The organism is Aeromonas sp. YN13HZO-058 (genome assembly GCF_001921245.1).
In the GTDB taxonomy this organism is placed as follows: Bacteria; Pseudomonadota; Gammaproteobacteria; order Enterobacterales; family Aeromonadaceae; genus Aeromonas; species Aeromonas allosaccharophila.
In genome coordinates, this window is record NZ_MQSY01000057.1 from 1 (window position 1) to 12,848 (window position 12,848).

Below are 12,848 nucleotides of genomic sequence, written 5' to 3' on the forward strand. Positions count from 1 at the left end.
GTTCTCGCCCAGGTCACCGTTGTTCAGCACTTTACAGATAACTTCGCGCTCGGTGATTTCGATAACGTCCAGACCGATCAGGCCGTCATCAACCAGGATGCGGTTGCCGACGCGCAGATCGTTGGCGAAACCTGCATAGGTCACAGCCACTTTGTCTTTGTTGCCAACCACGGTCTGGTCGGTGGTGAAGGTGAAAGTCTGGCCAGCGACCAGCGCGACATCGTTGCCGCCTTCCAGCTTCATGGTACGGATTTCCGGACCCTTGGTGTCCAGCAGGATAGCTGCGTGCTTGCCGGTCTCGGCCATCACAGCGCGCAGGTTGCTGATGCGGCTGCCGTGCTCGGCGTAGTCACCGTGGGAGAAGTTCAGACGCATGACGTTCATGCCGGCGTCCAGCATTTTGGCCAGCATTTCTTTGGATTCGGTCTTCGGACCGATGGTGCAGACAATTTTGGTCTTTTTCATNAGTTCAGACGCATGACGTTCATGCCGGCGTCCAGCATTTTGGCCAGCATTTCTTTGGATTCGGTCTTCGGACCGATGGTGCAGACAATTTTGGTCTTTTTCATATTTACTGACATGTACAGTCCAATGTTTGAGATGAGAAATTGGCAATGCGTTGTGGTTGATGCGCCTTGGAAAGCCCATAACAAACCCATTCGTCATGGGTGAGCGCCCGGTACCGTAGAAAAGGCGAGTTAATCAGGCGCATTCATACTCACTGACCGGCGCTATCGCGCCGGATCACATTATTCAAACCAGCTCGCGATATCCCGGCGCAGGTTGTCAGAGCGCTTGCCGAAGATGGCCTGAACCTCCTGCCCTATGATGATGACGCCGATGGCGCCCAGCTGCTGCAACGCTTCGCTGTTTACCGGCGAGAGCGTCTTGACCTTGACCCTGAGCCGGGTCAGACAGGCATCAAACGATTCTATGTTCTCTTTGCCACCAAATGCCGCCACCAGTTGCCGGATCCCCGCTTCATCCAGCCCGGACACAGCCTCTGGCTCCTGCCCTTGTTGCGATTTGTGGCCCAGAGCCAAACCAAACAGACGCTTGAAATCGTGCATGGATACCATGCTTGTCTCCCTTTTTTACCCGCAGCTCACGCACCGGGAAATAATCAAAAGAGCCCGTCGACAAGACGGGCTCGGGGTTTACTGAACCGGACGGCTCAAGACACGGCAGCCATAAGCCTCCAGGGCAAGTTCCCCTGTCAGAGGCTGGCCGGAACTCATCTCAGTGTAAGCAGATGGCAACAACACAGCTCTGGCCTCACTGGTGTAGTTCTGCAGGAAGATAAACTCCTGCTCACCATCGGTGCGACGCTGGGCTGTGACCCCCAACGGCAGTTCGGTGGCCAGGGCTCGTGGCAAGGCCAGCTCTTCTATCAGCTTGCCGAAGAAATCACGCTGAAACGCCAGATCGTTGCGCGAGGCTATGTAATAGGCTTGTCCTTTGCCATGATCGTTGACCGTCACCGCCGGGCGGCCGGCATAGAAGTCACTGTCGTAGCTGGCGAGAGCACGCGCCCCTTCCAACTGGATCAGATCGCACAATTGAGTCACCTCATAGGGTCCCTTCAGCCCCAGCTCATTGTTCGGCAGGCCACTGATGGCGTTGCGCTCATGGTCATAGAGACTATCGATCTCTTCTGCCCATATCCCGAGCACTGGCCGCAATGGACCCGGAAAACCGCCGAGATGACAGAGATCCGTCTCGTTGACGATGCCGGACCAGTAGGTGGTCACGAAGCGCCCCCCCGCATGGACAAAACCGTCGACCCGCTCGGCAAAGCCGTCGCGCACCATGTAGAGCATGGGGGCGATGACCAGCGAGTAAGAGCTCAGCTCGCAATCTGCATTGATCACATCCACCGCCACACCCTGCTCCCAGAAGGCGCGATAGTGCTCGGCCACCGTCTTCTCATAGAAGAGACCGGCATTACGGGGCCCCTGAGCATTGTCCATGGCCCAGCGGCTCTCCCAGTCAAAAATAATAGCGACACGGGCTTCCACCTTGCTGCCGGCCACGGCAGAGATCTTGCTCAGGGTTTCTCCCAGCGCCTGTACTTCGCGGCCAACCCGGGTATCGATGTGACCGACATGATCGACCACGGCGCCATGGAATTTTTCCACCGAGCCACGGCTCTTGCGCCACTGGAAGTACTGCACCGAGTCGGAGCCATGAGCCACCGCCTGCAGGGAAGAGAGGATATGCATGCCCGGCTTTTTCAGTTTGCTGATGGGCTGCCAGTTGGTCAGGCTGGGGGTAGACTCCATCAGATAGAAAGGTTTTCCCCCTTTCAGGGTACGCATGAGGTCGTGGTACATGGCGGTATAGGCCGCCAGGGTGCAGTCATCCTCGGCATTGTGCCAGAGGGGGTAACTGTCCCAGGAGATGAAGTCGATGACCTTGGCCAGTTGCCAGTAGTCATAGTCGTAGAAGTACTCCATGAAGTTGGTCGTCGCGGGCAGTGCCGGGTTTTCCGCCTTCAGGGGGGCTATTTCGGCGGAGCAGAAGTCACTGACCTGGGCCGTATTAAAGCGCTTCCAGTCCAGATTCAGACCATGGATGGTGCTTTCGCCAATGGGCGATGGGGACTCTATCTGCTGCCAATCTGTGAAGGTGTGGCTCCAGAAGGTACTCCACCACGCCTTGTTCAAGGCATCCAGCGTGCCATAGCGGGCTTTGAGCCAATCTCGGAACTGATGCTGGCACAAATCGCAATGACACTCGCCACCGTATTCGTTGGAGATGTGCCAGGCGATGACACCGGGATGGTTGGCGTAGCGTTTGGCAAGGGCGCCGTTGATCTGACGCACCTTGTCACGATAGACGGGTGAGCTCATGCAGTGATTGTGGCGACCACCGTGCAGTGCCTTGACCCGGTTTTTGTCGGTGCGCAGCACCTCGGGATAGGCCGTTGACAACCAGGCGGGACGCGCCCCGCTCGGCGTGGCCAGGAAGGTATAGATGCCGTTGGCATAGAGCGTATCGAGTACCCGGTCCAGCCAGCCAAATTCATAACGCCCCTCTTCGGGCTCCAGACCCGACCAGCTGAAAATGCCGACCGACATCACGTTGCTGTTGGTCTGCTTCATCATCTCTATGTCTTTGGCCAGCACGGCAGGATCATCGAGCCATTGATCAGGGTTGTAATCGGCACCGTGCAATAGGACAGGCACCTTGCTGCTCAGGGGGGGAAACTTGAACATGCACTATCTCCATATGATGGACATCATCGCCGGCGGGCACACAGGCCCGCCGGTCATGGGTGGTTAGTTGAATGCCTTGATGGACGGCAACACCTTGCCCTGGCAATCGAACAGCGACTGATTCTCGCGGGCATTGCCCTCTTTCCAGTCATCGCTGTTGTATTTCATGCCGGCCTTGGTGGCCCAGGTGGCGCCAGGTGTCGGCAACCAGGCCGGCTCCCAGTAGAAGACCCCCTTGCCACGCCCTTCCGGCACCTTGGTGACGACCTGCAGCAGATCGTGGAGATAGTTGGCCTGTCCCTGCACCGTGGCGGGATACCCGGCGTCATCCGCCTCTTTTGAGGTGAAGTTGTTTTCGGCGTTATCGCAGTTGGCTGTGGTATAGCCGTAGGCCGCCTCGACCACGATGAGATCCTTGTTATAGCGCTTGCTGATGTCATCCATGTTGTACTGGAGGGCATTCATGGGGCCGTTCCAGTAGATGTAATAAGAGAGACCTATGATATCGAACGGCACCTTGCGCTTGGTTATCTCGTCAAACCACCAGATGAAGGTGTCATTCTTGGTCCCCTCCGCCAGGTGAAGCATGATTTTTATCTGATCCCCATGCTCTTTAACCGCCTTGATCCCCGCATTCAGCAGCCCCGCCAGACGGTCGAATTCCCCCCCGTTCTGGCCCCAGCTCTTGCCTTCCGGCCACAGCATGCCACCGTTAATCTCGTTGCCCACCTGCACCATGTCCGGCAAGACCCCGGCTTTGGCAAAGGCATCCATGGTGGTTTTGGTGTGTTGATAGACAGCCTCGGTCAGCTGGTCGATATTCATGTTGGCCCATGCCTTGGGCTTGTTCTGCCGGGCTGGGTCCGTCCAGAAATCGCTGTAGTGATAATCCAGCAGGAATTTCATGCCATTGGCCTTGGCCCGCTGGGCCAGCGCTATGGTGGTCGCCAGATCATTGTTGCCGCCACCATAAGGTTTGCCATCAGCATCCTTGGGATCGACCCACAACCGCAGTCGGATATAGTTGAAGCCATTTTCTTTCAAAATGGCCATGGCATCCTGCGGGTTGCCATGCTCATCAAAGAACTTGCCACCGTGCTTCTCTACCTCGGCCAGCATGGAAACATCGGCACCCTTGATAAAGTCAGCCGCCACCTTGACCGGCTGGATCTGCACCGTTTCAGCCGCCAGAACCGAGGGGGCCATCATGGTCAATCCAGTGGCCAGCATGGCCGCCACCAACAAACTGTTTTTTAATTTCATCGTTGAGGTCCTGTGTGATTAGCCCTTGGTTCCGCCTGCGGTCAGGCCGGAAACAAAGTACTTCTGCAGTGAGAGATAAAGGATGGCGACGGGCACCGCGATGAGCACGGCACCGGCTGCATAGGTGGTGTAACTGGCCCCCATCTTCTGGGCGACCAGGTTATAGAGCCCGATGGGCAGGGTGAATTGATCCGGTGTACGCAAGATGGTACTGGCCAGAATGAAATCACCGAGCGGGCCGGTAAAGGAGAAGAGGGCCACCACCGCTATGATGGGTTTGGAGAGGGGCATGATGATCTCGATGAAGATCCGGAAGTTGCCAGCCCCATCCATCCGTGCCGATTCATCCAGATCTTTGGGAATGGCATCCAGATAGCCTTTCATCAGATAGGTGTTCATGGGGATCATGCCCCCCACATAGACCAGTACCAGCGCCAGATGGCTGTTGATCAGACCCAGCATCTGCGCCAGCACGAAGATGGCGATCAGGGCCGAGAACTGGGGCACCATCTGCAGCAACAGAAACAGCATCAGCCCATTTTGACGACCGCGAAAGCGGAATCGGGAGAATGCATAAGCGGTAAAGCTGACGCTGATCAGGGTGAGCACCATGGTCAGGAAGCTGATCTTCATGGAGTTCCAATACCAGGCGGCATAATCAATCCGGCCATCAAACAGCTCCCGGTAATGCAGGAATGACAGATTGTCGGGCATGATCGAGGTATTGAGCAGGCTGCTGCCCGGGTTCAGGGAAGCCCCCACAGTCCAGATAAGCGGATAGATGATGATCACCGCGACCATCAACAACAGCGCATAACTGATGCCCAACCGAATGAAGTTACTCTTTTTAACACTGTGTTTGACGCTCATATTCCAGCTTTCCTTAGGCCATATCATCTTGCTTGAAGGAGTTGGTTGCGCGGAATTGCCACAGCGCGATACCAACCACGAAGATAGACAGCAAAATAGTAATGCTGGCCGCGATGGAATATTGAGAGGAGGACATGGTCAATTTGTAAATCCAGGAGACCAGAATATCCGTACCACCCGCATTGGATCCGATCACCGCCGGGCCGCCGTTATTGAACAGATAAATAATGTTGAAGTTATTAAAATTGAAGGTGTATTGGGTAATCAGGATCGGTGCAATCGAATAGAGGACCAACGGCAAGGTAATCGTGGTCAATTTATGCCATGTGCTGGCTCCATCTATGGTAGCGGCTTCATACAGATCGTCAGGAATAGCCTGTAATACGCCAGTGGTCATGGCGAAGACAAATGGGAAACCCAGCCAGGTTTGCATCAGGATCAACGCCGTTTTAGTCCAGAAAGGATCCGTCATCCACTGCTTGGGCTCAATACCCAATGACGCCAGAATGCCATTATTGATCACCCCAAAGGTTTCATTGAACATGCCGGAAAAGACCAGAATGGTGACAAAACCAGGCACTGCCCATGGCAATATCAAGATGGTGCGAATGAGTGCTTTAAACTTGAGATCTTTCTGATTGACCAGGATCGCCAACAGGACACCAACCGAACATTGCAATGTGGTCGCAATCAGGGTCCAAATCACTGTCCACTGCAATACATCCAGCAAGGTGGAACGCCACAGATCCAGACGGAATATATTAAAGAAGTTTTTCAGCCCGACCCAGTCAACCAGCTTGGCCGGTGGCGTGTGATACAAATCGTAGTTGGTAAAGGCAATAGAAAAACCGAAAATAATAGGAAAGACCACCACGAACACCAGCAGAATAAAACCTGGGGTGATCATCAGATACGGAAACCCCTCACTCAACAAGAGCTGATATTGTTTTCTGATGCCAGATAATGCATAACCCTGATCCCGTTTTTCACCACACAGGTAAGCATCGCGGATCCCCCAATAATAGATACCAATACCAAAAGTCGCGATCAAGACACTGATCACCCCTTTGGCCAACAGAAACACTGAGTTATCTCTCGGCAACTCGGTCCCCAGCGTAAATAGCCCCCAAAATCCTTCTTGTAAAAAGTCATTGAATACGCCAAGGAAACAAGACATGACGATAAAGAACAGCGCACCCTTGATAAACTGCTTGTTATAAAACTGACCAAAGCCCGGGATCAGCGATAATAATGCCGCAATCTTGGCGTGCTGGGTTTTTAAACCAACCTGTGCGATTTCGCTGGAATCGACAACCACAATATACCTCCTATCCTTAAAGAAACATGGGTAGCATCAAGCAGCTCAATGCTACCCATGCAGGCAAGGCGTAACGCCTGCGTATCGTTAATCCCGATTTGCGTGGTTTGCCTCAATCTGCATATTGATGGTTTTAACGGCACCATCCAGGGCAGCCTTGACATCTTGCTTGCCGGTCACGCTCAATTGCAGGGCGCTATTGGAAGGTGTCCACACTTCTTGCATTTCCGGTACACTTGGCATGGGAACGGCATAACCAGCCTGAATGGCAACGGCCCTTGCTTTCTCATCACCCTTGATAACCGGATCATCTATCAATGACTTGACGGGTGGAATTTCACCGGTCTTCTCAAATCGAATTTTGGCGTATTCTGGCTGGTTGATAAATTCGATAAATTGCTGTGCCAACTCTTTTTGCGTGGAATAAGTAGAGACGCTGTATCCCTTTACCCCAAGGAAAGAGCGCATATGCTCACCATTTGGCAGAGTCGGCAGTGGTGCTACACCATAATTCACGCCGGCATCCTGATAAGGTTTGAACGCCCAAGGGCCAGTGATAACGGCAGCCGCTTTTTTCTCGGTGAACAGTGAGTCGATGGCATTGGCACCAGTTTCACCAACGATCCCGGCCGGGAACAAACCATCCGCGTAGAATGATTTAAGGAAGGTGACCGCATCAATTGTCCCCTGATTGGCCAGACCGATGTCATTCACATTCAGGGAACCATTGGCATTTTGACCGAAAATATATCCCCCCATACCGGCAACGACACCATATGAGTAATAAATTTCGTCAAATTTAGCCAACAGACCATATTTGTTGGCGGCACGCTGCTCTTTGGAAACCTTGATCAAGTCATCGAAGGTCTCCGGTGCTTTTGGCAGTATGTCCTTGTTATACACCAGCACTATGGTCTCGACCGCTTTAGGAATACCGTACAACTTGCCTTCATAGGTTTGTGCATCCACGGCAGGCTTGGTAAAGCTATCCATGTACTTGGCATCCACCTTGAGTTCGGACAGCAGCCCCTGCACCACGGCACCACCGACCTGATCATGGGGAATGACCAGCACATCGGGACCTATGCCTGCAGGGCCATCCAGCCGCAGCTTCTCGATTTGCTGAGCATACGGCATCTCCTGAATCTTCACTTTCACCTTGTACTGGGCTTCGAACGCCTTGATCGCATCTTCAATACCATTGGACTTCTTGATGTCTTCCCACACAAGCAGTTCACCGTCTGCCGCCATCACCCCATGGCTCAACAGGCTGCTCGCCCCCAATGACAACATGATCACTGCTGTTAACTTATTGATTTTCATCTTTTATCCTTGTCCCTGTTCAAGCAAAAATGGTTGTTCAGTCGCATTATCTGCCGTGCAGCAAACCAATGTGTGTAATCATTTCACTTTTTCCATTCACACTGGTGCGGCGCTCTGTCTGCCAAGCCAGTACACCATCTCAGTAAGGCTTGCAGGCTACGTTGCCAAAAAACGCGACAACTTACATAACAAATTGATTAATATACTACTTTCACTTCTAAACCATGAGATCCGGCATACTTTCTCGGTACACCTTATCTAGCCTCTCCTCTATAAACTCACCCGAGAAGGTCACCATAAGGGTAACGGTTACACCGAATGTGATTACGGTAAGCGGAGCACGCCATATCTGCCAGCAGCATATGCAAAGGTTGTGATCTCATACACAAAAGAAACAGCATTTTGTGCAAGCGGTTACACTCCGCTGTTATATTCCTGTCATAAGTGATGTGTGCAGTCGTCGTGAAGCGGGTTTCCGGCTGTTTATATCAGGTTCCTGATGTGTACCCCGTGTCGTAAACGACATAGAGAATCATGACAGATTAGATTTATAATCAAGGAGTTAGCAGTATGGCGAGTATCAGTCTGAACAGTGTTGTCAAGCGTTTCGGCACCAACGTGACACTGCACAATGTGGACCTAGAGGTGGAAGACGGTGAATTCACCGTGTTTGTTGGCCCCTCAGGTTGTGGCAAATCAACCTTGCTGAGAATGATCGCCGGTCTGGAAGAGATCTCCGACGGCCATATCTCCATCGGGGGCACAGTGGTCAACGATGTTGCCCCAGCTCACCGTGGTGTGGCCATGGTATTCCAGTCCTATGCCCTCTATCCCCACATGACAGTGGCTGAAAACATGGGCTATGGATTGAAGGTGAACGGGGTGCCCAAGGATGAGATCCAGCATCAGGTCGGCATGGTTGCCAAGACGCTGCAACTCTCCCACCTTCTTGACCGCAAACCGAAACAGCTCTCCGGCGGACAACGGCAGCGGGTTGCCATTGGTCGTGCCATAGTGCGCAACCCCCAGGTGTTCCTGTTTGATGAGCCCCTCTCCAACCTGGATGCCGAGCTGAGGGTCGAAATGCGCCTGCATATCGCCAAGCTGCACCAGGAGCTGAAAACCACCATGATTTATGTCACTCATGACCAGATCGAGGCCATGACACTGGCAGACAAAATCGTCGTGATGAACTATGGCAAGGTGGAGCAAGTCGGCTCTCCCATGGACCTCTATTACAAACCGGTCAATCAGTTTGTAGCCGGCTTTATCGGTTCACCCAAGATGAATTTCCTGCCAGCCCAGGTCATTAGCTGGTCTCCCAGCCAGTTGGAGGTCGCACTGTCAGAGCAAAGAACCATCACTCTGCCCATCATCACCAGCGAGCTAGCTGCCGGCAGTTCTATCACGTTGGGCCTGAGGCCAGAGCACCTGATCCCCGGCGGGGATGGCGTGCATCTCTCCTTTACCTGTGAAGTGGTTGAGCGCCTTGGCAACAGCACTTATCTGTTCGGCCAATGCTGTGGTATCGACGGCTTCAAGCTGCTGCTGCCCGGTGACAATGCCTTTAAGCCGTACCAGCAGCTCGATGTATTTTTCTCCCCCGAGCACTGCCTCGTCTTTGCCGCCGATGGCACCCGGATCAGCCGCTAACTTATTCTCCTTGTCTACACCCGTTTTTATCCATGCCAGATTTGCCCCCGCCAATGCCGGGGGCTTTTTTCTCCCCCTGATCCCATGCCCTGCCGCTCACCCTTCACCCAAGACCCAAGACCCAAAACACGCCCTTCCTGCAGCACAAAATACCAGCGAAATGAGAGCCGGCTCTCAACCCTGTTTAAATCCTGTTTGGTTGAGCACCATGGCGGTGTAACAATAACCACAAACAGTGAAAATTTACACAAAGAAAGTGGGATTGAGTACAAAGACACCCCTCTATAAAGCGTCGTGCAGCATGGCTCACACTCACCAACCCTCTGATAAAGCTGGCCAAGAATACCATACTGGTGATCCTCATCGACGGTCAGCCATGTCATTCTCAACATGTAAGCGATACCAATGAAAATGCCCATACCACAGATATCCATCATCCAGCGCCTGATATTGGGCTTTGGTCTGATCATCACTCTGCTGGTTCTCGCCGTGATGGTCTCGTTACGAGCAGGCAACCAGCTGGCCATGCAGGTCGACATCCTGACTGGCGAGGTGGCTCCCACTCTGGTGCAAAGTCGCTCGGTGACCAAAGACTTGTTTATGCAAGACAAGGCGCTGCGTGGCCTGCTCACCCTGCAGGCGAGCGATGATGTCCGCAAGGGACGAGCCGAGCTTGCACGCTGGCAGCAGGCGTTTGAACAGGACTTGGCACTGCTTGCCAACAAGGCGTCGCACCATCCGGCCATGATCAGCCGCATCCATGCCCTCACCGAGCAGCAGACGACCTATTGGCAGCTTGCGACCCAGATTGTTGACAGCTATGCCGCCAATCTGAAGAGTCAGCAAGCCCTGGCAGAAGAGACCTCCCTGAGCCGTGACAACAAACGCCTGCAAGGAGATCTCGCCATGCTGGTTGAAACTCTGGGCGCCCACTACACAGCCGGACTCAAGAATGCGCTGGTCAACCAGCTGGAGCAGCTATTCACCAATACACAGGCGGCGATGAAGCTGCAGGATACGGCCCGCATTGCGGGGCAACTGGCCAGCAACCAGACCCTCACCAAGGCTATCCAGCGCCAACGCCAGACACTGGCGACCGAACTGCTCAAGCAGGAGAGTGCTTTTGGCGGCAAGATCGATCTGGAGCAGTCGGTGGGCCCCCTGTTTGATCGGGTGGTGCAACAGAGCGCAGGCAACGCAGGTTTACTGGCAACCCACCTTCGCCTGGCACAAGAGAGCGATCAACTGCGCAACCAGAGCACTCAGGCTACCCGGATCATCGACTCGGTGCTGGGTGAGCTGGCGGAGATCGACAACAGTGTCGATACCCAGCTTGCACAGCGAGTACAGAGCAGCAAACAGATCCTGAGCCAGCTGCAATCCCTGCTGTTTGTCGGTCTGCTGCTGTCGCTGGCCGTCAGCGCACTGGTGCTCTGGCGCATCATTCACTCCATCCGAACCCCCATCAAGCAGACCCTGATGGTGCTCGAAGCCCTGAGTCGGGGTGACATGACAAGGCGCATCAGCCATCGACAGCAGGATGAATTCGGTCAACAGGCCAAGGGGATCAATGCCCTCGCCCAGGAGATGAGCAACATGCTGGGGCAAATTGTGATGGCCGCCAGCTCGCTGGGGGAGATGGCCAACCAGAACCAGTCTGCCCAGCTCAATGCGCAGCGACAACTGGAGCAGCAGCGCAGCGAAACGGCCAGCGTTGCCAGCGCCATGCTCGAGATGGAGCACACGGTACGCGATGTGGCAGAGAGCGCCGGACATGCCCAGCAAACGGTCAGGGAGGTAGCGACACAAGCCCTTACCGCCAGCACCATGAGTGAAAATACCCTGACGCGCATGACCCAGCTCTCCCATCGACTGGCGGATTCGCGGCGTATCGTCGAGGAGGTTCACGGGCTGGGCAACAACATAGGCAGCATTCTGGAATTCATCAGCCGGATTGCGGAGCAGACCAACCTGCTGGCACTCAACGCCGCCATTGAGGCAGCAAGAGCCGGCGAACAAGGCAGAGGCTTTGCCGTGGTGGCAGACGAGGTACGCCAGCTGGCCAAACACACCACAGAATCCACCACCACTATTCAGGCGATGATCACGGCACTACAGCAGAGCGTGCACAGGGCCGTTACGACCATTAGTGGCTGCACCGATGTAATGGCACTTTGCGCCGATGACAGCGAGCAGTCTCGTCATACCCTCACCCACCTAGCCAGCTCGCTACAGCAGGTGGCCGATCTCAGTATCCAGATCGCCACCGCCGCCCAGCAACAGCTGAACACCAGCCAGGAAATTGCCAGCAACATGAACAATATCAACAGCATTTCCGACGATAACCAGGAGATGCTGACCCGCGTTGCCCACACCAGCGGTCAGTTGCAACAACTCTCACAACAGCAGCTCGCGCTGGTACAACGATTCAGCCTGTAACCGATTACCGGTCGACATAGGCCGGCGCCACTGAAACACAACACAAGGAAACGACAATGCTCAAACACACACTCCTGGCCGCGACCCTGCTTGGGTGCCTTCATCCAGTCTGGGCCGCCGAGGCCGATACGGCGCAGACTCGCCCTCTCTTCCTGCGCGGGGAGATGAACAACTGGGAGGCCCCGGCCGCCCAGCAACTGGTCCAGAGTCAGCCTGATCTGCTCACCGTCACCACCAGCCTGCAAGCCAGCCACGGTGCCTACAAATTCAAGATTGCCGATGAGAAGTGGAAAAGCGATACCACCTACGGCCAGTTCGACCCCGCCAGCAAGGTGGAAGCCGGCAAGCCAGTCATCGTCAAGGCCGGTTACCAGTGGAGCGACATGAAGTTCACCCCCCTCGAGGATGGGGCCTACCTCTTCACCCTGGACCGCCGCGATCCCGCCAGCATCCAGCTGATAGTAAGCAAGGCGCAGTAACCCCCCCATGGGCCGTCTCCCGGCCCATGTCACATTTGCCCAGCACCTGCCTGGATGTGCCATGCCCATGGCGCATCCAGGCAGGCGATTGCCCTACAACCTTCCCCCTGCCCCGGGTTCAGCCATGAGCCCGACCCCCTTTCAATTAGGCGCTGTCCCAATTACGTGTTGAAGGGCTAAGCTTGAAGTAGGCCATCACCTTGGGGTCTACCATCATGGATACCCCAGCCTTTCAACACCTGTTGTCTCTCTTTCCACTGCTTACCCTGCGCCAGCGGCGTGTTG

Annotated in this window: 11 protein-coding genes and 1 pseudogene; 3 read left to right on the top strand and 9 right to left on the bottom strand. The window is 54.6% G+C overall.

Annotated elements, in window-relative coordinates; genetic code table 11:
* From BSP75_RS14320 to BSP75_RS14355, 8 genes and pseudogenes are all read right to left on the bottom strand, one after another.
* Window positions 1-465: pyruvate kinase (locus tag BSP75_RS14320; protein ID WP_253186638.1), on the bottom strand; the 465-nt coding region annotated here is incomplete at its 3' end.
* 2 nt (window positions 466-467) lie between these two features.
* Window positions 468-569: pseudogene (locus tag BSP75_RS21580) on the bottom strand (pyruvate kinase); the annotation flags it as partial.
* A gap of 180 nt (window positions 570-749) precedes the next feature.
* A complete protein-coding gene (locus tag BSP75_RS14330; RefSeq protein ID WP_075113651.1) occupies window positions 750-1,079 on the bottom strand; it encodes a glucose PTS transporter subunit EIIB in 330 nt (109 codons plus the stop codon).
* A gap of 78 nt (window positions 1,080-1,157) precedes the next feature.
* Window positions 1,158-3,218 carry a beta-galactosidase gene (locus tag BSP75_RS14335; protein WP_075113652.1) on the bottom strand — a complete coding sequence of 687 codons (2,061 nt, stop codon included), beginning with the start codon at window positions 3,216-3,218 and terminating at the stop codon, window positions 1,158-1,160.
* A gap of 63 nt (window positions 3,219-3,281) precedes the next feature.
* Window positions 3,282-4,481: an arabinogalactan endo-beta-1,4-galactanase gene (locus tag BSP75_RS14340; RefSeq protein ID WP_042655998.1), complete on the bottom strand. Its 1,200-nt coding sequence runs from the start codon at window positions 4,479-4,481 to the stop codon at window positions 3,282-3,284.
* An 18-nt stretch (window positions 4,482-4,499) separates the two neighbouring features.
* The gene (locus BSP75_RS14345) at window positions 4,500-5,351 is read right to left on the bottom strand and encodes a sugar ABC transporter permease (RefSeq protein WP_042655997.1); all 852 of its coding nucleotides are present in this window, start codon (window positions 5,349-5,351) and stop codon (window positions 4,500-4,502) included.
* Window positions 5,352-5,364: 13 nt separating this feature from the next.
* A complete protein-coding gene (locus BSP75_RS14350; protein WP_075113653.1) occupies window positions 5,365-6,669 on the bottom strand; it encodes a sugar ABC transporter permease in 1,305 nt (434 codons plus the stop codon).
* Between the two features lie 87 nt (window positions 6,670-6,756).
* Entirely contained in the window at window positions 6,757-7,992 is a 1,236-nt protein-coding gene (locus tag BSP75_RS14355) for an extracellular solute-binding protein (RefSeq protein WP_075113654.1), read from the bottom strand.
* 570 nt (window positions 7,993-8,562) lie between these two features.
* Between BSP75_RS14355 and ugpC the strand changes: the two genes are divergently transcribed.
* A complete protein-coding gene (ugpC, locus tag BSP75_RS14360) occupies window positions 8,563-9,645 on the top strand; it encodes a sn-glycerol-3-phosphate ABC transporter ATP-binding protein UgpC (RefSeq protein ID WP_075113655.1) in 1,083 nt (360 codons plus the stop codon).
* Between the two features lie 26 nt (window positions 9,646-9,671).
* Here ugpC and BSP75_RS14365 read toward each other — a convergent pair whose 3' ends face one another.
* Complete coding sequence (locus BSP75_RS14365; RefSeq protein WP_253186640.1) at window positions 9,672-10,082, bottom strand: hypothetical protein; 411 nt, start codon at window positions 10,080-10,082, stop codon at window positions 9,672-9,674.
* On the opposite strand from BSP75_RS14365, the gene BSP75_RS14370 reads away from it, so the two are divergent.
* Together BSP75_RS14370 and BSP75_RS14375 are read left to right on the top strand one after the other, a co-directional pair.
* The gene (locus tag BSP75_RS14370; protein ID WP_171971599.1) at window positions 10,057-12,084 is read left to right on the top strand and encodes a methyl-accepting chemotaxis protein; all 2,028 of its coding nucleotides are present in this window, start codon (window positions 10,057-10,059) and stop codon (window positions 12,082-12,084) included. The two genes, BSP75_RS14365 and BSP75_RS14370, sit on opposite strands and share 26 nt — an antisense overlap.
* Before the next feature lie 56 nt (window positions 12,085-12,140).
* Window positions 12,141-12,563: a hypothetical protein gene (locus BSP75_RS14375; protein WP_075113657.1), complete on the top strand. Its 423-nt coding sequence runs from the start codon at window positions 12,141-12,143 to the stop codon at window positions 12,561-12,563.
* Window positions 12,564-12,848 lie beyond the last annotated feature (285 nt).

Coding starts and splice junctions, on each gene's coding strand:
- BSP75_RS14375 (WP_075113657.1), top strand. CDS start 12,141: ATGCTCAAACACACACTCCTGGCCGCGACCCTGCTTGGGTGCCTTCAT.
- BSP75_RS14345 (WP_042655997.1), bottom strand. CDS start 5,351: ATGAGCGTCAAACACAGTGTTAAAAAGAGTAACTTCATTCGGTTGGGC.
- BSP75_RS14355 (WP_075113654.1), bottom strand. CDS start 7,992: ATGAAAATCAATAAGTTAACAGCAGTGATCATGTTGTCATTGGGGGCG.
- BSP75_RS14370 (WP_171971599.1), top strand. CDS start 10,057: ATGCCCATACCACAGATATCCATCATCCAGCGCCTGATATTGGGCTTT.
- BSP75_RS14365 (WP_253186640.1), bottom strand. CDS start 10,082: ATGATGGATATCTGTGGTATGGGCATTTTCATTGGTATCGCTTACATG.
- BSP75_RS14335 (WP_075113652.1), bottom strand. CDS start 3,218: ATGTTCAAGTTTCCCCCCCTGAGCAGCAAGGTGCCTGTCCTATTGCAC.
- ugpC (WP_075113655.1), top strand. CDS start 8,563: ATGGCGAGTATCAGTCTGAACAGTGTTGTCAAGCGTTTCGGCACCAAC.
- BSP75_RS14340 (WP_042655998.1), bottom strand. CDS start 4,481: ATGAAATTAAAAAACAGTTTGTTGGTGGCGGCCATGCTGGCCACTGGA.
- BSP75_RS14330 (WP_075113651.1), bottom strand. CDS start 1,079: ATGGTATCCATGCACGATTTCAAGCGTCTGTTTGGTTTGGCTCTGGGC.